At 69.3% G+C, this 21,919-nt stretch carries 17 protein-coding genes, 1 pseudogene and 2 riboswitches; of the genes and pseudogenes, 14 read left to right on the top strand and 4 right to left on the bottom strand.

From position 1 onward, the window contains the following. Window positions 1–32: 32 nt before the first annotated feature. Window positions 33–338: riboswitch (cobalamin riboswitch) on the top strand. Window positions 339–750: 412 nt separating this feature from the next. Further along, window positions 751–3,105: a ribonucleoside-diphosphate reductase subunit alpha gene (locus JHW38_RS21430; protein ID WP_242691428.1), complete on the top strand. Its 2,355-nt coding sequence runs from the start codon at window positions 751–753 to the stop codon at window positions 3,103–3,105. Window positions 3,106–3,127: 22 nt separating this feature from the next. On the opposite strand, the gene JHW38_RS21425 is transcribed toward JHW38_RS21430, so the two are convergent. Next, on the bottom strand, window positions 3,128–3,499 hold the full coding sequence (locus JHW38_RS21425; RefSeq protein WP_207523320.1) for a four helix bundle protein: 372 nt from the start codon (window positions 3,497–3,499) through the stop codon (window positions 3,128–3,130). Window positions 3,500–3,575: 76 nt separating this feature from the next. Here JHW38_RS21425 and JHW38_RS21420 point away from each other — a divergent pair, with 76 nt between their 5' ends. From JHW38_RS21420 to JHW38_RS21410, 3 genes are all read left to right on the top strand, one after another. Continuing rightward, entirely contained in the window at window positions 3,576–4,613 is a 1,038-nt protein-coding gene (locus tag JHW38_RS21420) for a ribonucleotide-diphosphate reductase subunit beta (RefSeq protein WP_207523319.1), read from the top strand. A 154-nt stretch (window positions 4,614–4,767) separates the two neighbouring features. Beyond that, window positions 4,768–5,178 (top strand): acyl-CoA thioesterase, encoded by a 411-nt coding sequence (locus JHW38_RS21415; RefSeq protein ID WP_428995265.1) that lies wholly within the window; start codon window positions 4,768–4,770, stop codon window positions 5,176–5,178. Window positions 5,179–5,289: 111 nt separating this feature from the next. Then, the gene (locus JHW38_RS21410) at window positions 5,290–6,336 is read left to right on the top strand and encodes an aldo/keto reductase (protein WP_207523317.1); all 1,047 of its coding nucleotides are present in this window, start codon (window positions 5,290–5,292) and stop codon (window positions 6,334–6,336) included. 110 nt (window positions 6,337–6,446) lie between these two features. Here JHW38_RS21410 and JHW38_RS21405 read toward each other — a convergent pair whose 3' ends face one another. Beyond that, the gene (locus JHW38_RS21405; RefSeq protein WP_428995264.1) at window positions 6,447–7,619 is read right to left on the bottom strand and encodes a hypothetical protein; all 1,173 of its coding nucleotides are present in this window, start codon (window positions 7,617–7,619) and stop codon (window positions 6,447–6,449) included. 456 nt (window positions 7,620–8,075) lie between these two features. Next, window positions 8,076–8,185, top strand: a riboswitch (cobalamin riboswitch). 287 nt (window positions 8,186–8,472) lie between these two features. On the opposite strand from JHW38_RS21405, the gene metE reads away from it, so the two are divergent. Beyond that, window positions 8,473–10,752, top strand: a complete 2,280-nt coding sequence (gene metE, locus JHW38_RS21400; RefSeq protein ID WP_207523315.1) for a 5-methyltetrahydropteroyltriglutamate--homocysteine S-methyltransferase — start codon at window positions 8,473–8,475, stop codon at window positions 10,750–10,752. A 166-nt stretch (window positions 10,753–10,918) separates the two neighbouring features. On the opposite strand, the gene gap is transcribed toward metE, so the two are convergent. Next, the gene (gene gap, locus JHW38_RS21395) at window positions 10,919–11,923 is read right to left on the bottom strand and encodes a type I glyceraldehyde-3-phosphate dehydrogenase (RefSeq protein WP_207523314.1); all 1,005 of its coding nucleotides are present in this window, start codon (window positions 11,921–11,923) and stop codon (window positions 10,919–10,921) included. Window positions 11,924–12,157: 234 nt separating this feature from the next. Here gap and JHW38_RS21390 point away from each other — a divergent pair, with 234 nt between their 5' ends. From JHW38_RS21390 to JHW38_RS25610, 9 genes and pseudogenes are all read left to right on the top strand, one after another. Next, window positions 12,158–12,781: an OmpW/AlkL family protein gene (locus JHW38_RS21390; RefSeq protein ID WP_207523313.1), complete on the top strand. Its 624-nt coding sequence runs from the start codon at window positions 12,158–12,160 to the stop codon at window positions 12,779–12,781. Between the two features lie 255 nt (window positions 12,782–13,036). Next, window positions 13,037–13,891, top strand: a complete 855-nt coding sequence (locus JHW38_RS21385) for a S1/P1 nuclease (protein WP_242691023.1) — start codon at window positions 13,037–13,039, stop codon at window positions 13,889–13,891. 68 nt (window positions 13,892–13,959) lie between these two features. Continuing rightward, the gene (locus JHW38_RS21380; RefSeq protein ID WP_207523311.1) at window positions 13,960–14,856 is read left to right on the top strand and encodes an MBL fold metallo-hydrolase; all 897 of its coding nucleotides are present in this window, start codon (window positions 13,960–13,962) and stop codon (window positions 14,854–14,856) included. 8 nt (window positions 14,857–14,864) lie between these two features. After that, the gene (locus tag JHW38_RS21375) at window positions 14,865–15,410 is read left to right on the top strand and encodes a hypothetical protein (protein ID WP_207523310.1); all 546 of its coding nucleotides are present in this window, start codon (window positions 14,865–14,867) and stop codon (window positions 15,408–15,410) included. 171 nt (window positions 15,411–15,581) lie between these two features. Then, window positions 15,582–16,367, top strand: coding sequence for a molybdate ABC transporter substrate-binding protein (gene modA, locus JHW38_RS21370; RefSeq protein WP_207523309.1), 786 nt, complete (start codon window positions 15,582–15,584; stop codon window positions 16,365–16,367). A gap of 206 nt (window positions 16,368–16,573) precedes the next feature. After that, entirely contained in the window at window positions 16,574–17,278 is a 705-nt protein-coding gene (gene modB / locus JHW38_RS21365; protein WP_207523308.1) for a molybdate ABC transporter permease subunit, read from the top strand. After that, window positions 17,275–17,928, top strand: coding sequence for a molybdenum ABC transporter ATP-binding protein (gene modC, locus JHW38_RS21360; RefSeq protein ID WP_207523307.1), 654 nt, complete (start codon window positions 17,275–17,277; stop codon window positions 17,926–17,928). Before modB ends, modC begins: the two co-directional genes overlap by 4 nt. A 139-nt stretch (window positions 17,929–18,067) precedes the next feature. Continuing rightward, on the top strand, window positions 18,068–20,095 hold the full coding sequence (locus JHW38_RS21355) for an acetyl-CoA hydrolase/transferase C-terminal domain-containing protein (RefSeq protein ID WP_207523306.1): 2,028 nt from the start codon (window positions 18,068–18,070) through the stop codon (window positions 20,093–20,095). A 110-nt stretch (window positions 20,096–20,205) separates the two neighbouring features. Then, window positions 20,206–20,553: pseudogene (locus tag JHW38_RS25610) on the top strand (transposase); the annotation flags it as partial. 154 nt (window positions 20,554–20,707) lie between these two features. Here JHW38_RS25610 and JHW38_RS21350 read toward each other — a convergent pair. Further along, the gene (locus tag JHW38_RS21350; RefSeq protein ID WP_207523305.1) at window positions 20,708–21,844 is read right to left on the bottom strand and encodes an acyltransferase family protein; all 1,137 of its coding nucleotides are present in this window, start codon (window positions 21,842–21,844) and stop codon (window positions 20,708–20,710) included. Window positions 21,845–21,919 lie beyond the last annotated feature (75 nt).

Genomic DNA, 21,919 nt, shown 5'->3' with positions numbered 1-21,919 from the left:
CCACATATCGCGTTGACGAAATCGCTCAACCCCACTATGTTGTGCCCGTCGGTGCCGGTCGAGAGACCGGCTGAAAAGGGAAGCCGGTAGGGAACCGTCCGCGCAGCCGCGCGGAGGGGTCCGAAGCCGGCGCTGCCCCGCAGCGGTATGGGAAACGAACGGGTCATGGCACTGGGCGCGACGAACGCCCGGGAAGCGGCCCGCAAGGAACCGGAGGCCCCAAGAGCGCAGAACGGTGGGAAGTGGACGGGCGAGGCATCGCCCACTGCTCACCGCTCTGCGCTCTTTAGTCTCCGCAAGTCCCGAGCCCGAAGACCTGCCGACAGCCGCGCGTCGCACAACCGCGCGGTCCCGGCCCAATGGAGTCTTCGAGCGAAGACCGGCCGGTGTCGCGGCACGACGGGGCCACCGTCGCGTCCGACCGCTTCGGCGCCATGCGCGGAGCGGCACGTGCCCGGAACGGTCCGGCGCGCGCGACACCCAGCCCAGCGCTCCGATTGCTCCGCGCCCGCGGGGGCGCGGCCGTGCCTTCGGCGACGCCGCTATCGCGGTCCGCTGTCGATGGCGCGTCCGCGTTCTCCGCACCGTGCACCCACGCCCCGGAGCAATGCCATGACCACTCTAGAAACCGATTCGTCCGTCGCCCCCGCCGCGGACGCCGCCGCCGCCCCCGTCGCCAACGTCAAACCGCAACGCAGCGCACAGGACGCCCCGGGTTTCGCCCTGACCCCGCCGGCCGCGAACCTGACGATGAGCGTGACCAAGCGCAGCGGCCGCCGCGAGCCGGTCGACCTCAACAAGATCGTGCGCGCGGTGACCCGCTGCGCCGAAGGCTTGTACTCGGTCGACCCGATGCGCGTGTCCACCCGCACCATCTCCGGCCTGTACGACGGCGCGACCACGCGCGAGCTCGACGAACTGTCGATCCGCACCGCCGCGCTGCTGACCGCCGAAGAACCCGAATACGGCCGCCTCGCCGCGCGCCTGCTGGCCGGGGTGATCGAGAAGGAAGTCGCCGGGATCGAGATCCACGCGTTCTCGCAGTCGGTCCAGCGCGGCTTCGACCTGGGCCTGATCAACCAGCGCCTGCTCGACTTCGTCCAGGCCAACGCGCGCAAGCTCAACGACGCGATCGACCGCAACCTCGACGCCAAGTTCGACTACTTCGGCCTGCGCACCCTGTACGACCGCTACCTGCTGCGCCACCCGACCGCGCGCACCGTCATCGAGACCCCGCAGCAGTTCTTCCTGCGCATCGCCTGCGCGCTGAGCGAAGACGTGTCCGACGCGCTGGCGCTGTACCGGCGCATGGCCCAGCTCGACTACATCCCGTCCTCGCCGACCCTGTTCAACTCCGGCACCACCCACGAGCAGCTGTCGAGCTGCTTCCTGCTGGATTCGCCGGAAGACTCGCTGGAAGCGATCTACAAGCGCTACATGGACGTGGCCAAACTGAGCAAGTTCAGCGGCGGCATCGGCCTGAGCTACACCCGCATCCGCGCGCGCGGCTCGCTGATCCGCTCGACGAACGGTTTGTCCAACGGCATCGTGCCGTGGCTGAAGACGCTCGACGCCTCCGTCGCCGCGGTCAACCAGGGCGGCAAGCGCAAGGGCGCGGCCTGCGTGTACCTGGAGCCGTGGCACGCCGACATCGAGGAGTTCCTGGAACTGCGCGACAACACCGGCGACGAAGCGCGCCGCACCCACAACCTCAACCTCGCCAACTGGATTCCCGACGAATTCATGCGCCGGGTCGAGGCCGACGCCGACTGGTCGCTGTTCGACCCGGCCAAGGTGCCGCAGCTGACCGACCTGTGGGGCGAGTCGTTCGAACGCGCCTACCGCGCCGCCGAAGCCGCCGGCCAGGCGGTCAAGAAGGTCAAGGCGCGCGACATCTACGGCCGGATGATGCGCACCCTGGCGCAGACCGGCAACGGCTGGATGAACTTCAAGGACAAGTCCAACCGCGCCTGCAACCAGACCCTGCGCGACGGCAACGTGGTGCACCTGTCGAACCTGTGCACCGAGATCCTCGAAGTGACCTCGCAGGACGAGACCGCGGTGTGCAACCTCGGCTCGATCAACCTGTCGCACCACGTCGAGATCTTCGAAGACGGCAAGGGTGCGTTCGATTTCGACAAGCTCGCCGAGACCGTGCGCCTGGCCGTGCGCCAGCTCGACCGCGTGATCGACCTGAACTTCTATCCGATCGAAACCGCGCGCCGCGCCAACCTGCGCTGGCGTCCGGTCGGCCTCGGCACGATGGGCCTGCAGGACGTGTTCTTCAAGCTGCGCCTGCCGTTCGACTCCGAGCCGGCGCGCAAGCTCGGCCGCGAGATCGCCGAAGCCATCTACTTCCACGCCCTGTCGGCGTCGAACGAGCTGGCGATGGAGCACGGCAAGCACCCGGGCTACGAAGACACCCGCGCCAGCATCGGCGAACTGCAGTTCGAAGCCTGGGGCGTGGAACCGTCGCAGCCCGAGCGCTGGACCGAGCTGCGCGCGCGCATCCAGCAGCACGGCCTGCGCAACTCGCTGCTGGTGGCGATCGCCCCGACCGCGACCATCGCCTCGATCGCCGGCTGCTACGAATGCATCGAGCCGCAGGTGTCGAACCTGTTCAAGCGCGAGACCCTGTCGGGCGACTTCCTGGTCGTCAACAAGTACCTGGTCGAGGAGCTCAAGAAGCTCGGCATGTGGACCCCGGAAATGCGCGACCGGATCAAGATGGCCGAAGGCTCGATCCAGTCGGTCGCCGAGATTCCCGAATCGCTGCGCCAGGTCTACCGCACCGCGTGGGAACTGCCGATGCGCTCGCTGATCGACATGGCCGCCGACCGCGGCGCGTTCATCGATCAAAGCCAGTCGTTGAACCTGTTCATCGAGAGCCCGAACATCGGCCAGCTCAGCTCGATGTACATGTACGCGTGGAAGAAGGGCCTGAAGACCACGTATTACCTGCGTTCGCGTCCGGCGACCAAGATCGCCAAGACCACGGTCAGCGCGCCGGCCGCCGCGCCGGTGGCGCCGAAGCCGGAGTACAGCGAGAGCGACGCGATCGCCTGCTCGCTGGAAAATCCGGAAGCCTGCGAGGCTTGCCAGTAAGGCAGGAGATAGCGGGTAAGAGTTAGGAGATAGCTGAGCGGTCAGGGAGCCTGGCCGCTCTTCTCAGGACGGTTAGCATGCGACCGACTTCGTCGATCAGAGTTTTTATCTCCGACAAGTCCGCGCCGTTCAGCCATTTCACCCGCTCGCATATCAGCAATTGGGTGTGCAGCTCGGCTAGGGAACCGTTCGCGATCGACAGGAATTGTCTTCGCTCTTTCTTCGACTCCCTCGCCCATCCTTCCGCTGTATTGCTCGCAACCGATATTGCAGCCCGCGTCAGTTGCAGTCGTACACCGAATTTCTCCGCGTCCGGCAGCATCGCCGAAATGAGACAAACCTTCTCGGCCAGCCGGACGGCTTTGTTCCAGATCACAGTTTCTTGGTAGTGCACGGCCTCCCCCTTGTTCTCAAGGTCCCAGATCGCACGCACACCTGCATTAGGAAAACAGCCCATGTCTTCGTCAGCGATGTCCCCGCTATCTCCTAGCTCCTCTTCGCTAGCTCCTAAGCTCCTGGATCCCGGTTTCGATCTCACTCTGCGCCCGATGCGCTACGCGCAGTTCTACGAGATGTACCGCGACGCCATCCGCAACACCTGGACCGTCGAGGAAGTGGATTTCTCCCAGGACGTCAACGACCTCAAGCACAAGTTCGGCCCGGCCGAGCGGCATCTGGTCGAGCGCTTGGTCGCGTTCTTCGCCACCGGCGACAGCATCGTCGCCAACAACCTGGTGCTGAACCTGTACCAGCACATCAACGCGCCGGAAGCGCGCATGTACCTGTCGCGGCAGCTGTACGAGGAAGCGCTGCACGTGCAGTTCTACCTGACCCTGCTCGACACCTACCTGCCCGACCCGAACGAGCGCGCCAAGGCCTTCGACGCGGTCGAGAAAATTCCCTCGATCCGGGCCAAGGCCGAGTTCTGCTTCCGCTGGATCGACTCGATCCAGGACCTGAAGCGGGTCGAGACGCGCGAGCAGCGCCGCCAGTTCCTGCTGAACCTGATCTGCTTCGCCGGCTGCATCGAAGGCCTGTTCTTCTTCGCCGCGTTCGCCTACGTGTACTACCTGCGTTCGCGCGGCCTGCTCAACGGCCTGGCCTCGGGCACCAACTGGGTGTTCCGCGACGAGAGCTGCCATATGGCGTTCGCGTTCGAAGTCATCCGCACCGCGCGCGAGGAAGAACCGGACCTGTTCGACGCCGACCTGCGCGCGCAGGTGGTCAAGATGTTCGAAGAAGCGGTGGATTGCGAATACCTGTTCGCCCAGGACGTGCTGTCCGGCGGCGTGGTCGGCCTGTCGCTGAAGGACATGCGCCAGTACCTGGAATACTGCGCCGACCAGCGCATGGTCCAGCTCGGCATGCCCAAGCACTTCGGCTCGACCAACCCGTTCGCGTTCATGGACCTGCAGGACGTGCAGGAAGTGACCAACTTCTTCGAGCGCCGCGTGTCGGCGTATCAGGTCGGCGTGCAGGGCGAAGTGGCGTTCGACGAGGCGTTCTGAGGCTTCGAGCCTCGCTCCCGTGCTTGAAGCCCCTCTCCCGCTTGCGGGAGAGGGGTTGGGGTGAGGGCACGCGCTCTCGCCCGGCATCTTCGCAACCGTCTTCCCTCACCCCAACCCTCTCCCGTAAACGGGAGAGGGAGCACGTTGTCCTGGAATGTTCGATCTCATCCCATCCCCCAACGCCGACACCTCCGCCATGACCGAAGCCCGCATGACCGAGATCGTGTTCCCCGACCACACCAACCACCTCGGCACGCTGTTCGGCGGCCAGGCGCTGGCGTGGATGGACAAGGCCGCTTTCATCGCCGCCTCGCGCTACGCGCGCCGCACCGTGGTCACCGCGCGTTCGGAGCAGATCGACTTCCACCTGCCGGTGCCCAAGGGCGCGCTGGTCGAGCTGATCGCGCGCGTGGTCGAAACCGGCCGCACTTCGATGCAGGTCGAAGTGGAAATGATCCGCGAGGACCTGCTGACCGGCGAATCGCAACTGGCCACGCGCGGCCGCTTCACCATGATCGCGCTCGACGTCGAAGGCAAGCCGACCGCGGTGCCGCCGCTGCCGTAAGCAAGACTGCAACGCATTGATCCGGCGCCGCACGGCGCCGGCGCAAGCTGCGGATATTCCGAAGCGCGCGCGATTCCTAAAGTCGCCGCACCTTCGCTGCGGACTACCGCCATGCAACTCGACCACTACCGCACCCTCGGCCGCTCCGGCCTGCGCATCAGCCCGATCTGCCTGGGCACCATGACCTTCGGCGAGGACTGGGGCTGGGGCAGCGACGCCGCCGAAGCCCGGCGCGTGTTCGACGCGTATCTCGAACGCGGCGGCAATTACTTCGACACCGCGAATTTCTACACCGGCGGCAGTTCGGAAACCCTGCTCGGCCAGTTCGCCCAAGGCCGCCGCGATCGACTGGTGATCGCGACCAAATTCTCGCTGTGCACCGACCCGGGCGACCCCAACGCCGGCGGCAACCACCGCAAGAACCTGCGCCGTTCGGTCGAAGCCAGCCTGCGCCGGCTCGGCAGCGACTACATCGACCTGCTCTACCTGCACGCCTGGGACGCGACCACGCCGGTCGAGGAAGTCATGCGCGGCTTCGACGACCTCGTCCGCGCGGGCAAGGTGTTGTACGCCGGCGTGTCCGACCTGCCGGCGTGGCAGGCCGCGCGCATGCAGACCCTGGCCGAACTGCGCGGCTGGTCGCCGCTGGTGGCGCTGCAGACCGAGTACAGCCTGGCCCAGCGCGACAGCGAGCGCGAGCTGCTGCCGATGGCGCGCGAACTCGGCCTCGGCGTCAGCGCGTGGTCGCCGCTGGCGTCGGGCGTGCTGACCGGCAAGTACTCGCGCGCCGATCTCGACCCGGCCACGGCGCAGGGACGGCGCGCGGTCGCGATCGGCAACGGCGCTTTGACCGAACGCGCGCTCGACATCGCCGAAGTCGTGGTCGACGTCGCGCGCGAGCTCGAACGCGCGCCGGCGCAGGTCGCGCTGGCGTGGACGCTGCAACGGCCCGGCGCGATCGTGCCGGTGATCGGCGCGCGTACCGAAGCGCAGTTGCTGCAGAACCTCGGCGCGCTGCAGGTCGAACTCGGCGCGGCGCAGATCGAGCGGCTGGAACGGGCCAGCGCGGTCGCGCTCGGTTTCCCGCACGATTTCCTCGCCCTGCCCGGCATCGTCGGCGCGATGTTCGGCGGCGCGCAGGTGCGGCGCGACTGGTAAGCCAGACGGCGGCGCGGAAGAAACGTCGTCATCGAAGTGTCGCGGTCGCGGCTCGCGCCGCTCCTACAGTCGGGAACGAAGCCGGCCGGAGCGCGGAAATCGCGATGGGTTTACTTGGCCGGTTTCGCAGGCGGCTCGGACTTGCCCGGCTTTTCGGCCGCGTTCTCGCCGGGCTTGGCTTCGGCGCTCTTGCCCTCGTCGCCGGCGACCGCGGTTTCGTCCAGCAACGGCGGCGGCAGATCGCGCGCATACAGGTCGGCCGGGCTTTCGCCGGGGCAGGTCTTGTCCGGGAAGCCGAACTTCGCCTGCAGTTGCTCGGCGCATTCGGGCATCGACTCGAAGCTCTTGCCGGTGCCCATGCATTGCGCGTCGAAGGCGCGGCGGAAGGCTTCGCGGCGGCGCACGAAGTCGTCGCCGCACTTGCGCGCCAGGCGGATCCGGTCGAGGTCGTCCTGGGCGGCGTTGGTGCCGTCCAGGCCGTATTGCTTGAGTTCGTCCGGAGTCAGGATGCGCAGGTCGCGGTTGGCCACGGTCATCATCAGGTCCGAGACCGCGGTGGCGACGCCGTTGCGTTCCAGGTAATCGCGCACCTGCTGGTTGATCTGGCGCAGCTCGCGGCTGAGTTCGGCGCGCGAGGTCGCGGTGGAGCGGTCGCGCATCAGCCGGTGGATGCCGACCTTGCCCTCGATCGAGCGGGTGTCGCCGGCGGCCAGGATCAGCACGCAGGCGCTGTGGCAGACCGATTCCTCGCGCACCCAGATCGCCCAGCCCGACTCGGCGATCGAGTCGCCGGCGCGCAGCGCTTCCTCGACGTGGCCGCCGCTGGAATCGATGTCGAGGATGCGGGTCGGAATCTCCATGCGCGCGGCCATCGCCGCGACCCGCTGCGCCAGCGCGGTGAAGCCGGCGCCGATCTTGCCCTGGTAGCGCACCCGCACCACGCCGCGCTGCTGGCACGGCGACATCGCGTCGACCAGGCTGAAGAAATCCAGCGATTCGAGCTTGTCGCCGTCGCCGAAGCGCGGGTAGTCGTATTCGCAGCTGATCCGGGCGACGCCGCCGTCGAGCTTGGCCGGCGGCCAGTAGGTGCCCTTGAGGATGTCCTCCTCGCTGACCGGCACCTGCGCCGGCTTGGGCACGTCGTTCTGGCTGCCCAGGGTCACCGCGGCGCCGGGCTGGGCCGCTTCGTCCTTGCCGCAGGCGGCCAGCGCCAGCGCGCACAGCAGCGCGAGCGAGGCTGCCAACAGCCTGCGGGGTCGGAACGGGGAGCGTTGCGGAAACATGTGTCGAGCCACCGGAGTCGGGATCGCGCGGGACCGTCCTGGCCCGCGCCGCGCGCTGCGCCTGCAAACGTTAGCGGCAGCCTCGTTGAAGCTCAACGAGGACCGCGCGCGTAGGCGGGCCGGGCTTCATGTTGGCGAGGCGCGGATGAACCCGGCGCGAGGGGCAGGCGGTCGCGCGCGTAACCGGCAAGTGCGGCAAAAAGCGAGTGGGAGCGCGTCGGGAGGAGCGGAAAGCGTCGGGTCTGAAGGCTCGCTGGGGAAGGTCGCCGAAGGGCTTGGGACGACCTTCAGGCCCGGCGCCATCGTCCCCGCTGCGACCACCTCCGCAGAAAGCTCCCTGTCATTTGACTTCGCCCCGGCCGCTGCGTACCTTGGCGGCGTCTCGGTGAACATCGCTTCATGCAGATAAAGCGATGGGACACGCCGGGCGCGGTTCGCGCCGCGTCCGGCCAGAGGGAATCCGGTGCGAATCCGGAGCTGCCCCGCAGCGGTATGGGAAACGAACGGGCCTTGGCACTGGGCGGTACGCCTGGGAAGCGGCCTCAGTAGGAACGGCGAGGCGACGAGGCCGGCGCCGGCGCGCGAGTGGATGGACTCGCGCGCCGCACCGGCCACGCCGCGCCCACGTCCCGAGCCCGAAGACCTGCCGCGACCGGAAGGCACGCCTTCCGTCCGACTCCGACCCGTTGCGCCGTCGCGTCCGCGCGATGCCCGCCGCGGGCCGGCTCGCCCGCGGGGGCGGAGGTCGAAGCCAACGGATCGATCCGCAGTCCGGCGCACAGGCGCCCGGGCGGGCGCGGCCGTGGTCTCCTTCGTTGCCCTGCGTCATGCCCATGCATCGCAGGTATTCATCATGATCAGCGTCACCCCACTCGGCTTCCCGCGCATCGGCGCGCGGCGCGAGCTCAAGCAAGCCCTGGAATCGTTCTGGAAGGGCGACAGCGACGCGGCCGCGCTGCAATCGGCCGCCGCCGAGCTGCGCGAACGCCACTGGCGGCTGGCCGTCGCCGCCGGCGCCGACAGCGTCCCCAGCAACGATTTCTCGCTCTACGACCACGTCCTCGACACCGCGGTGCTGTTCGACGCGGTGCCGGCCTCGCACCGCGCCGCGTTCGAGGACAACCCGCTGACCGGCTACTTCGCCCTCGCCCGCGGCCTGCAGGACGGCCGCCGCGATCTGCGCGCGCTGGAAATGACCAAGTGGTTCGACACCAACTACCACTACCTGGTCCCGCAGTTCGAACGCGACCAGCGCTTCGCCCTGCGCGCCGACAAGCCGCTGGCCGAACTGGCCCAGGCGCAGGCGCTCGGCCTGAAGGCGCGGCCGGTGCTGCTCGGCCCGGTGACCCTGCTCAAGCTCGGCAAGCGCAACGACGGCGGCGACCCGCGCGAACTGCTCGACGCGCTGCTGCCGGCCTACGCCGAGCTGCTGGCCAAGCTCAAGGCCGCCGGCGCCGACTGGGTGCAGATCGACGAGCCCGCGCTGGTGCTCGACCTCGACGACGCCGACCGCGCCGCTTACCGCCGCGCCTACGACGCGCTGGCCCAGGCCGATTCGCCGCAGCGCCTGCTCGCGACCTACTTCGGCGCGCTCGGCGACAACGCCGCGCTGGCCGCGCAGTTGCCGGTCGAAGCGCTGCATCTGGATCTGGTGCGCGCGCCGCAGCAGCTCGAAGCGGTGCTGCCGCTGCTGCCGGAGAACCGCGCGCTGAGCCTGGGCGTGGTCGACGGCCGCAACATCTGGCGCGCCGATCTCGACGCCGCGCTGAGCCTGGCCCGCCGCGCCGGCGAACGCGCGCGCTGGCTGGCGCCGTCGTGTTCGCTGCTGCACGTGCCGACCGACCTGGAACTCGAACGCAAGCTGCCGGGCCCGCTGAAGCAGTGGATGGCGTATGCGAAGCAGAAGATCGAAGAACTGCGCCTGATCGCCGGCGCCCTGGCCGGCGACGCCGCGGCCGAAGGCGAACTGGCCAAGGCCGCCAGCGCGCGCGCCGCGCGCCTGGCCTCGCCGCTGCTGCGCAACGCGCAGGTGCGCAAGCGCCTGGCCGCGGTCGAGCCGGCGATGACCCGCCGCGCCAGCGCTTACCCGCAGCGCATCGCCTTGCAGCAGCAGCGGCTGAAGCTGCCGCTGTTCCCGACCACCACCATCGGTTCGTTCCCGCAGACCGCGCAGGTGCGTCAGGCCCGCGCCGAACACAAGGCCGGGCGCCTCGACGACGCCGGTTACCGCGCGTTCCTCGAAAACGAAACCGTGCAGTGCCTGCGCGAGCAGGAAGCGCTCGGCATCGACGTGCTGGTGCACGGCGAGTTCGAGCGCAACGACATGGTCGAGTACTTCGGCGAACAGCTCGACGGCTTCGCCTTCACCTCGCACGGCTGGGTGCAGAGCTACGGCTCGCGCTGCGTCAAGCCGCCGGTGCTGTTCGGCGACGTGGCGCGGCCGCGCGCGATGACGGTGGAATGGAGCCGCTTCGCCCAGGACCGCACCGACAAGCCGGTCAAGGGCATGCTGACCGGGCCGGTGACGATCCTGCAGTGGTCGTTCGTGCGCGACGACCAACCGCGCGCCGACAGCTGCCGGCAGATCGCGCTGGCGTTGCGCGAGGAAGTGCTGGACCTGGAAACCGCCGGCATCGCCGCGATCCAGATCGACGAGCCGGCGCTGCGCGAAGGCCTGCCGCTGCGCCGCGCCGACTGGCCGGCGTACCTGGCCTGGGCCGGCGAAAGCTTCCGCCTCGCCGCCAGCGGCGTGGGCGACGCGACCCAGATCCACACCCACATGTGCTACGCCGAGTTCAACGACATCATCGACGCGGTCGCCGCGCTCGACGCCGACGTGATCTCGATCGAGACCTCGCGCTCGCGCATGGAACTGCTCGACGCGTTCGTGCGCTACCGCTACCCCAACGGCATCGGCCCGGGCGTGTACGACATCCACTCCCCGCGCGTGCCCGACCAGGCCGAGATGCGCGAGCTGCTGGACAAGGCGCTGGACGTGCTCGACCCGGCGCAGCTGTGGGTCAATCCGGACTGCGGGTTGAAGACGCGCGGCTGGCCGGAGGTGCGCTCGGCGTTGCAGGCGATGGTGGCTTCGGCGCGCGGCTTGCGCGAGTCGGTGGAGCAGCCGGCCTGAGGTTCGGCCGCCGCCTCGTGCGCGGGGCGGCGGCTGGTTTTGTCGCGGTTTGCAAGGAAAGCGTCGGTCCTTGAGGCCCGATGCTTTCCGCTCGGCCCAACCGAACCCGATAAAGAAAAAGCCCCGCGGATGCGGGGCTTTCTCGTTCCGATCGCAGCGCCGCGGCTTACTTGCCCGCGACCACCTTGACCATTTCCAGGCACTTGTTCGAGTAGCCCCACTCGTTGTCGTACCAGCTCACCAGCTTGACGAAGGTGCCGTCGAGCGCGATGCCGGCTTCGGCGTCGAAGATCGAGGTGCGCGCGTCGCCGCGGAAGTCGGTCGCCACGACCTTGTCTTCGGTGTAGCCGAGCACGCCCTTCAGCGCGCCTTCCGACTGCGCCTTCATTTCCGCGCAGATCTCGGCGTAGGTGGCGTCCTTGACGAGCTCGACGGTCAGGTCGACCACCGACACGTCCGAGGTCGGCACGCGGAACGACATGCCGGTGAGCTTCTTGTTGAGCTCCGGGATCACCACGCCGACCGCCTTGGCCGCGCCGGTGCTCGACGGGATGATGTTTTCGAGGATGCCGCGGCCGCCGCGCCAGTCCTTGTTGGACGGGCCGTCGACGGTCTTCTGGGTCGCGGTGGCGGCGTGCACGGTGGTCATCAGGCCGCGCTTGATGCCCCACTTGTCGTTGAGCACCTTGGCCAGCGGCGCCAGGCAGTTGGTCGTGCACGAAGCGTTCGACACGATCGCCTCGCCCTTGTAGGTCTTGTCGTTGACGCCGTAGACGAACATCGGCGTGTCGTCCTTCGACGGCGCCGACAGCACCACCTTCTTGGCGCCCGCGTCGAGGTGCTTCTGCGCGGTGGTCTTGTCGAGGAACAGGCCGGTGGATTCGATGACCACGTCGGCGCCGACCTCGTCCCACTTGAGGTTGGCCGGATCGCGTTCCTGGGTCAGGCGGATCTTCTTGCCGTTGACGACCAGGGTGTTGCCTTCGACCGCCACGGTGCCCTTGAACCGGCCGTGGACCGAGTCGTACTGCAGCATGTAGGCCAGGTAGTCCGGCTCCAGCAGGTCGTTGATGGCGACGATTTCGATCTCGCCCTCGAAGTTCTGCACGGCCGCGCGCAGCACGTTGCGCCCGATGCGGCCGAAGCCGTTGATGCCTACCTTGATCGTCATTGACTAACTCCTGCGTCCGCCGGGGCGGGTCGAAGTGGGGAAACCGCCATTCTAGCAAGGCGGGGCCGGCGTCGCAGTCCGGCGATGCCGCGGCGGAGAGCGTCGGTGAGCCGCAGCGGGACTGCGATGGCAATCAAGGTTTGCAGTTTTCCTGCGCCTTTAGAGTGCGCGGCAGGCTTCGGCCTGTTCAGAAAACTCTGCATTCCGCACTCATCTGCAAGGGGGACTCAAGGAATGAACCATCGACTGATCGGCGGCCTCATCGCCGCTGCGCTCGCGTGCGCGGCCCACCCGGCCCTGGCCCAGCAGGCCGGCAACTTCACGCTCGGCATCGGCGCCCACCAGGTCCAGCCCAAGTCCAACAACGGCACCCTGCTCAACGGCACGGCCAAACTCGAGATCGGCGACAACGTCCAGCCGACCATCACCCTCGAATACTTCTTCCGCGACAACATCGGCATCGAAGTGCTGGCGGCCACCCCGTTCAAGCACGACATCGACATCAAGGGCCTCGGCAAGGTCGCCACCACCAAGCACCTGCCGCCGACGTTTTCGCTGCAATACCACTGGAACAGCCAGGGCACGGTCTCGCCGTTCGTCGGCCTCGGCGTGAACTACACGACCTTCTTCAGCGAAAAGACCACTGGCCCGCTGCGCGGCGCCAAGCTCAAGCTGGAGGATTCGGTCGGCGTGGCCGCGCACGTGGGCGTGGACTTCATCCTCAACGAGCGCGGCGCGATCCGGGTCGATGCGCGCTGGATGGACATCGGCAGCGACGTGAAGCTCAACGGCACGAAGATCGGCAAGGCCAATATCGATCCGTTCGTGTACGGGCTGGCTTACGTCATCAAGTTCTGAGCGCAGTTCGCGTCGCCGGGCGGGGCCGCGCCTGTCGAGGGCGCGGCCTCGTCGTTTGCAGCGGTGCAGCCGCTGAGCGGAAAGCGTCGGGCCTGAAAGCCCTCCCACACGAGCGAAACCGGGCCCGCCGCGATGCAAGAGGCTCGCTTTTGCGGGAAGGCCTTCAGGCCCGACGCTTTCGTTCCAGCCGCCGCCCGTCCGCACCGCCAGCTTCGGACAGCGGCCCGCGCCGCCGGCTCCGGTACAGTGCGCGCCATGACCGAAACCCGCGCTTCCGCCCGCTCCGCCCGCCGCCTGCTCGGCGCCGCCGCCCTCGTCCTCGCCCTGCCGCTGCCGGCGCTGGCCTGGGGCCCGCAAGGCCACCGCCTGGTCGCCGAACTGGCCTGGGACGGGATGTCCCCGGCCGCGCGCGCCGAGGCGGCCAAGCTGCTCGCCGGCGAGCCCGACCCGACCCTGCCCGGCATCGCCAACTGGGCCGACGAACTGCGCGCCAACGACCCGGACCTGGGCAAGCGCAGCGCCAAGTGGCATTACGTCAACCTGCCCGAAGACGGCGACTGCCATTACGACGCCGCGCGCGATTGCCCCAACGGCAACTGCGCGGTCGGCGCGATCCAGGCGCAGACCGCGATTCTCGCCGACCGCAGCAAATCCAAGGCCGAACGCCTGCAGGCGCTGAAGTTCGTCGTCCACATCGTCGGCGACGTGCACCAGCCGCTGCACGCCGGCTACGCCCGCGACAAGGGCGGCAACGACTTCCAGCTCGCCATTCCCGGCCAGCCCGAGCGCCCCGGCGGTTACGGCGCCAACCTGCACTCGCTGTGGGACAGCGGCATGCTCAGCATGAGCAAGCTCGGCGACGAGCGTTATCTGGCCAAGCTCAAGCGGATCCAGGTGCCCGCGGTCAGCGCGGTCGGGCTGCCGCCGCCGGCCGCCGACTGGGCCGAGGAATCGTGCAAACTGGTGCGGCAACCGGGGTTCTACCCGCCCACCCACAAGCTGGCTCCGGACTACGTCGCCACCTGGCGCCCGCTGGCCGAGACCCAACTGCGCCTGGGCGGCGAACATCTGGCCAAGGTGCTCGACGCCGCGCTGGCGCCGGGCCGCTGACCGGCGCGCCGCGCCGCCCCGGCCCGCGCGGCGACGTCCGCGCGGGTCCCGCCGCATCGAGAGCCGCCATGCCGTCGGGCCCCGACTCCAACGCCGCCGCGCCGCAGGTCCGCGCGTTCCACCATCGCGACACCGGCACCTGGAGCTATCTGGTCGCCGACCCGGCCACGCGCGCGGCGGCGATCGTCGACCCGGTGCTGGACTTCGACCCGCGTTCGGGCCGCACCGGCCTGGCCAGCGCCGCGGCGCTGCTCGAACGCGCCCGCGACGACGGCCTGCGCATCGATTGGCTGCTGGAAACCCACGCCCACGCCGACCACCTCAGCGGCGCGCACGCGCTGCGCGAACGCCTGCGCGCGCAGGCCGGCGCCGCGCCGCGGCTGGCGATCGGCCGCCGCATCGGCGAAGTGCGGCGGGTGTTCGCGCCGCTGTTCGGCCTGCCCGACGGCGCCGAACCCGGCTTCGACCATCTGTTCGACGACGACGAAGACTTCGCCATCGGTTCCTTGCCGGCGCGCGCGATCCCGGTGCCGGGGCACACCCAGGACAGCCTCGCTTATTTGATCGGCGACGCGCTGTTCGTCGGCGATTCCTTGTTCATGCCCGACAGCGGCACCGCGCGCTGCGACTTCCCCGGCGGCGACGCGGCGATGCTGTTCCAGTCGATCCAGCGCCTGTACCGCCTGCCCGACGCGACCCGCGTGTTCGTCTGCCACGACTACGGCCAGGGCGGGCGCGAGCCGGCCTGCGAGACCAGCATCGGCGCGCAGAAGCGCGACAACCTGCACGTGCGCGCCGACACCGGCGAAGCCGAATTCGTCGCCCTGCGCGAAGCGCGCGACCGCAGCCTGGCGGTGCCGGCGTTGATCCTGCCGGCGTTGCAGGTCAACCTGCGCGGCGGCGCGCTGCCGGAACCGGAAGCCAACGGCGTGCGCTATCTGAAACTTCCGCTGGACCAACTGTGAGCACGCGCATGCGCCGCATCGATCGCCGTCCGTTCGTTCCGACCTCGTCGCCGCTGCTGGCCGCGCTGCTGGCGCTGGGCCTGCTGCCGGCGATGGCCCTGGCCGCTTCGCCGCGGCATGCGCACGGCGAAGCCGCGCCCGCCGCCGCCGCGCCGCAGGGCGCGGTCGAGGTCAAACTCGACGAAGCGGTGCTGGCCAAGCTGCCGCAGATCAAGGCCGAAGGCATGGCGCATGGGCGCAAGCTCAGCTGCGAAGGCGTGGCCCTGGTCGCGCTGCTGCGCGCCAGCGGCGCGATGCCGGCCGAGCCGCTGCGCGGCGCGCAACTGTCGCGGATCGCGCAAGTGCGCGCGCGCGACGGCTACCGCGCCGCGTTTTCGCTCGGCGAACTCGACCCGAGTTTGGGCAACCGCCCGGTGGTGCTGACCCGCCGCTGCAACGGTGCCGAGCTGCCGGCCGAAGACGGCCCGTGGCGGCTGATCGTGCCCGGCGAATCGCGGCCGGCGCGGTGGGTGCGGCAGGTGGAGTCGATCCGGGTCGGCGACGCGGACGTTTGAGGGCGTCGCTTGTTCGTTCCAGCCCCTGCAGGAGCGGCGCGAGCCGCGACCGCGGGGTTACGGATTTGCGTCGTCAATGCGGTTTCGCGGTCGCGGCTCGCGCCGCTCCTACAGAAGCGCCAAAACCTGCGACCGGGTTACTCTGACCCCACCTCCCCGCCGACTCCTGCCATGAACCTCCGTCGCCGCTTCCTCGGCGCCCTGTGCGCCCTCGGTTTCGCCCTCGTCGCTACCGCCGCGCCGGCGCAGGAGCGGAAAACCCCGATCACCGTGTTCGCCGCCGCCAGCCTCAAGGAATCGCTCGACGAAGCCGCCGCCGCGTACGAGCGCCAGACCGGCACCCCGGTGCGCGCCTCCTACGCCGCCAGTTCGGCGCTGGCGCGGCAGATCGAACAGGGCGCGCCGGCCGATTTGTTCTTCTCCGCCGACCTGGACTGGATGGACTACCTGCAACAGCGCCAGCTGCTGGTTGACGCCAGCCGCCGCAACGTGCTCGGCAACACCCTGGTGCTGATCGCGCCGAAGGACAGCAAGGCCAAGCCGGTGACGCTGAAGCCCGGCGTCGACCTGCGCCCGCTGCTCGGCGACGGCCGCCTCGCGCTGGCGCTGACCGCGAGCGTGCCGGCCGGCAAGTACGCGCGCGCCGCGTTCGAGAAATTCGGCGTGTGGGAACAACTGCAACCGCGCGTGGCCGAAGGCGAGAACGTGCGCGCGGCGCTGATGCTGGTCGCGCGCGGCGAAGCGCCGTTGGGCGTGGTCTACGGCAGCGACGCCCAGGCCGAGCCGAAGGTGCGGGTGCTGGCGACCTTCCCCGCCGGCAGCCACGCGCCGATCGTCTATCCCGTGGCGGTGGTCAAGGCCAGCCAGCACAACGGCGCCGCCGCGTTCGCGCAGTGGCTGCACGGCAAGCAGGCCGCGGCGATCTTCCGCCGCCACGGTTTCGCGCCGCAACCGTGAGCGGCGCTGCGCTCGCGCGACCGGGCCAGGATGCGAATGAGCGCCGGACTCGGGCAGGCGTCGGGTTCGAATCAGCGCCGGGTTCGAATCCGTGCCGGATTCAAATCAACACCGGATTCAAATCAGCACCGGATTTGAATCAGTACCGGATTCAAATCGGCACAGAATTCAGATGAACGCAGGATCCGAATGAACGCGGGAGCCAGATGAGCAGCGGATTCGCCGGCTTCAGCGGCGCCGAGCTGACCGCGATCGCGCTCAGCCTCAAGGTCGCTGCGGCCGCCACCGCGTGCAGCCTGCCGTTCGGCGTGGCGGTGGGCTGGCTGCTGGCGCGCAAGCGCTTTCCAGGCAAGCTGCTGGTCGACACGCTGATGTACCTGCCGCTGGTGCTGCCGCCGGTGGTGACCGGTTACGCGCTGCTGCTCGGCTTCGGCACCCAGGGGCCGATCGGTCGCTTCCTGTCGGAACATTTCGGCATCGTGTTCGCGTTCCGCTGGACCGGCGCCGCCCTGGCCAGCGCGATCATGGGTTTCCCGCTGATGGTGCGGGCGATCCGGCTGTCGATCGAAGCGGTCGATCCACGTCTGGAACAAGCGGCGTCCACGCTCGGCGCCAATCCGTGGCGGGTGTTCTTCGGCGTGACCTTGCCGCTGGCCTGGCCTGGGCTGCTGGCCGGCGCGGTGCTGTGCTTCGCCAAAGCATTGGGCGAGTTCGGCGCCACCATCACGTTCGTGTCCAACATCGCCGGCGAAACCCAGACCCTGTCGTCGGCGATCTGGGGCCTGATGCAGACCCCCGGCGCCGAATCCGGCGTGCTGCGGCTGGCGCTGGTCGCGGTGGCGCTGTCGTTCGCGGCGGTGTTCGCATCGGAATGGCTGGTGCAGCGCCAGCGCGCGGGGACCCAGCGATGAGCGCGAACCCAGCCGACGACGCCGCCTGCGGCTTCGACATCGACATCGAACTGCGCCGCGGCGCGTTCCGGCGCGCGTTCGCGATCCGCAGCCCGGCCCGGGTGATCGCCGTGGTCGGCGACTCCGGCGCCGGCAAGACCTCGCTGCTGCACGCCATCGCCGGGCTGCTGCGGCCGAGCCGCGGCCGCATCGTCGTCGCCGGCGAAACCCTGTTCGACCGCGAGCGCCGCATCGACCTGCCCGCGCACCGCCGCCGCATCGGCTACGTGTTCCAGGACGCGCGCCTGTTCCCGCACCTGGACGTGCGCGCCAACCTGCTCTACGGCCTGCGCGGCGCGGCCGCGCGCGAACGCCGCTTCGAACCGGCCGACATCGTCGAACTGCTCGGCATCGGCCACCTGCTCGCGCGCGGCACCGGCAGCCTGTCGGGCGGCGAAACGCAGCGCGTGGCGCTGGGCCGCGCGCTGCTGTCGCAGCCGCGCATCCTGCTGCTCGACGAACCCTTGTCGATGCTCGACATGAACCGCCGCGACGAACTGCTGCCGTACCTGCAACGCGTGCGCGAAGAAAGCGGGCTGCCGATGATCTACGTCAGCCACTACCCCGAGGAAGTGCGGCGGATCGCCGAGGACGTACACCGGGTCGGCTGATGCCCAGGAGACTGCGAGTGTGAGCCACGAGATAGCGAAAGCCCCGGCTCCTGCTATCTCCTGGTTCCTATCCGCTACCTCCTCGCCCCGCCGCGCGATCAAACCGCCGCGTTGACGGGGCCGATGCCATACTCGGCCGATGACCGAATCCGCCCGCGAACCCCTGTATTTCCAGTCGCTCGACGAGGCCGTCGAGCTGCTCTACCGGCGCATCGACGGGCCGCTGCAAGTCGGCGCCCCGCTCGGGCTCGGCAAGCCGCACCGGCTGCTCAACGCGCTGTACGCGCGCGCCGAGCGCGAACCGTCGCGGCGCCTGCACCTGTACACCGCGCTGTCGCTGGATCCGCCCGGCGCCGGCAAGGGCCTGGAAGCTCGGTTCCTGAAGCCGTTCGCGCAGCGCCACTTCGGCGACGACTACCCGCGCCTGGCCTATGTGCAGGCGCTCAAGCGCAACGCGCTGCCGGCGCACATGGAAGTGGAGGAGTTCTACCTGCAATCCGGCGCGCTGCTGAATTCGCAGGCGGCGCAGAGCCGCTACGCCAGCCTCAACTACACCCACGTCGCGCGCGCGCTGGCCGACCGCGGGGTCAATGCGGTGGTGCAGAAGGTCGCGGCGGATCCGTCCGGCAGCGGGCGGTTGTCGCTGTCGTGCAATACCGATCTGACCTTCGATGCGGTCGATGCGATCGTCGCGCGCGGGTTGCCGCGGCCGCTGTTGATCGCCGAAGTGGATCCGCTGCTGCCGTGGCTCGATGGCAGCGCGGCGGTGGAGGCGTCGTTCTTCGATGCGGTGGTGAGCCCGCCGGGGCCGCATCCGAAGCTGTTCGGGCTGCCGCGGCAACCGGTCAGCGATGCGGATTATGCGATCGGGTTTCATGCCAGCACGTTGGTGCGCGATGGCGGGACGTTGCAGATCGGGATCGGGACGTTGGCTGATGCGTTGTGTCATGCGTTGGTTTTGAGGCATACGGATAATGCGGCGTATTGGCGGGTGCTGCGAGCGCTGGGTTACGATCAGAGCGGGGAGTCGAGCAGTGTGGGGATTCCGGCGCTTGGAGGAACGGCTTCGGGTCGCGTTGACCTGTCCAGTACCCGTAACGCGATGGCGCCGGTTGCGCCGCTCCTACCCTTTAGCGTCGGGCTTTTTGGCTGCAGCGAAATGCTCAACGAAGGCTTCCGCCGCCTCGTCGAAGTCGGCGTCATCAAGCGCAAGGTCGTCGACGATCTCGACTTCATGCGCCGCCTGCACGAAGGCCGCGCCGATGCCGCCGATCTGGAGCGGCTGGAACGCGAAGGCGAATACTTGCAGGGCGGCTTCTACCTGGGCTCGCAGGATTTCTACGACTGGCTGCGCGACATGCCCGAAGACCGGCGCCGCGGCATCAGCATGCGCCGCATCAGCGAGGTCAACGAGCTCTACGGCGGCAACGAAACGCTCGAACGGCTGCAACGCCACGACGCGCGCTTCTTCAACAGCTGCATGATGGCCACCGCGCTCGGCGCGGCGGTGTCGGACACGCTCGACGACGGCCGGGTGGTGTCGGGCGTCGGCGGCCAGTACAACTTCGTCGCGATGGCCCACGCCCTGCCCGACGCGCGTTCGGTGCTGATGCTGCGCGCGACCCGCGACAGCGGCGGCGAAACGCGTTCGAACGTAGTGTGGAATTATGCGCAGGCGACGATTCCGCGCCATCTGCGCGATGTCTACGTCACCGAATACGGCATCGCCGACCTGCGCGGCAAGACCGACGAGGACTGCATACAGGCGATGGTCGCCGTCGCCGCGGCCGGGCATCAGTTCCCGCTGCTGGACAGCGCGATGCGCCACGGCAAGCTGCCGCGCGCGACCTACCGCCTCAGCGACCGCAACGACCCGCAGCGCCTGCGCGACGCCCTGGCGCCGCTGCGCGCGCAGGGCGCGTTGCCCGACTATCCGCTCGGCAGCGATTTCACCGCGGTCGAGCAGCGGTTGGTGAAGGCGCTGGCGTGGCTCAAGGCGAATACCGCCGGCAGCGGCGCGAAGGCGCGCACCGTGTTCAAGGCCTTGTTCTCGTCCGGCGCGGCGGATGCCGAGGCGATGCAGCGGATGGGGTTGGCGCAGCCGAGCGGCTTCGGCGAGAGGATCGAAGCGCGGCTGGTCGCGCTGGCGCTGCGCGAAACCGCCTGAGGCGCGAGATCGCGCGCGTCGCTTTCCGACCCTCGCGCGCAGATTTCTCCTAGCCGCCGGCCGGACGACGTCCGATAGCCGCTCTCGTCCGCAGCCGCGATGCTGCGGCCATGAACCCGACGCACGACACCCGCGCAGATCCTGCGCCCATCGCCGACCCGCAGGCCCGGCGCATCCACGTGGTCGCGGCCACCTGCATCCGGCGCCGCCGCATCTTCGCCAGCGACCCCATCGCGCGCATCGCGGCGGCGTCCATCGTCGATCCGGACAAATGGCTCGGCGCGCAGTTGCTGTGCTGGGTGCTGATGCCCGACCACTGGCTCGGGCTGATCCAGCTCGGCCAGGGAATCCGCCTGGAAAGCGTGGTCGCCTCGATGAAAGGCCGCGCCGCGCGCGCGGTCAACCGCGCATCGAATCGAAAAGGCTACGTGTGGATGCCGGGCTTCCACGGCGAAGCCTTGGGCGACGAGGACGACCCGTTGGACACCGCGCGCCGCTTGGTCGCACAGCCCAAGCGCGCCGGGCTGGTCAGCAGGATCGGCGACTATCCGTATTGGGACGCGGTATGGGCGCAGCGGCAGGCGCGCGAGCTCGCGCCGCTCCCCTGCACGCTTAGGCTGCCTCGCCCGCTCGAGCCCGGCGCGCCCTCGCCCACTCGAACGCCCGACGCCCCCAACGGATGCCCGGCTGCTCCACCCACCGGTACGTCAACCACGCCGCAGGAATCGACAGGACCAGACTCAGCGCCAGGCACGCCGCATACGCGGCGCCGTCCGGCAGCGCCGCGTAGAAATGCGCGAACGCGCCGTACAAGCGCGACACCACGAACGGATGCACCAGATACAAGGAGTAACTGATCGCCCCCAGAAAACACGTCGCGCGATTGAGCAGCACGCGCACGACAAGACCTTCGCCGGCCAGCAGCAGCCCCAGCAGCATCAGCCCGTACGCCAGCGCGCTCTGGTGCCAGCCCGACGCCCAGGCGCCGGTCGGCAGCAGGCCGTAAGCCAGCATCGCCAGCGCCGCCGCGCCCGCGGCGAGCGCGCCGAGGCCCAGCACGCGCCGCGGCGCGGCCGGCAATGCGCGCAAGCTCCGCCACAGGCCGAAAAGCACGCAGCCGAGCACGAAGATCGGCAGCTGGGTCAGCAGGCCGTAGCCGTTGCCGAGGAAGGCCAACGCCGGCGGCGCCGCGTGCGCGGCCCACAGCGCCAGCGCGTAGCTCGCCGCGAGCAGCGCCAGTTGCGCCGGCAGACGCCGCACATACAGCGCCAGCAGCGGGAACACCGCGTAGAACAGCATCTCCACGCCGATGGTCCAACTGCCCATGACGATGCCGGCCTGCCACTGCGGCGACAGACCGAACAGCATCGATGCGTTCCAGGCGATTTCCTGCGCGCCGTACCGCGCCGGCGCGCGCAGCTGGTCGCGCAGCACCATGACCGCGAGCAGCGCCAGCAGCAGCGGCGCGATGCGGAACAGCCGGCTGAGATAGAAACTGGACAACGCGGCGCCGCTGGCGGCGTGGCGCGGCCAGGTCAGGCACAGCGAGAACGCGCTCATGACGAAGAACAGCACCACGCCGCTGCCGCCCATCGCGATCGCCGGCAGCGCCGACGCCGGCACCGCCAGCAGCGGCTGCGGCATGGCCATGACGTGGTAGACCACGACGTACAGCGCGGCCAAGCCGCGCAAGGCGTCCAGTTGCGGCAGGCGCGGCGCGGCTTCGGTGGATGGGCTGGAAGACGGCATGCAGATTCCGGCGCCCGGTCGAAAGTCGCGCAGGCGCCGGGCGCGGCGTCTGCTGCGCCCATGGTATTGGCCGTG

The sequence above is a fragment of the Lysobacter enzymogenes genome, from assembly GCF_017355525.1.
In the GTDB taxonomy this organism is placed as follows: Bacteria; Pseudomonadota; Gammaproteobacteria; order Xanthomonadales; family Xanthomonadaceae; genus Lysobacter; species Lysobacter enzymogenes_C.
The sequence above is the reverse complement of the archived record's forward strand: the minus strand, read 5'-3'. Positions and strand labels throughout refer to the sequence as shown.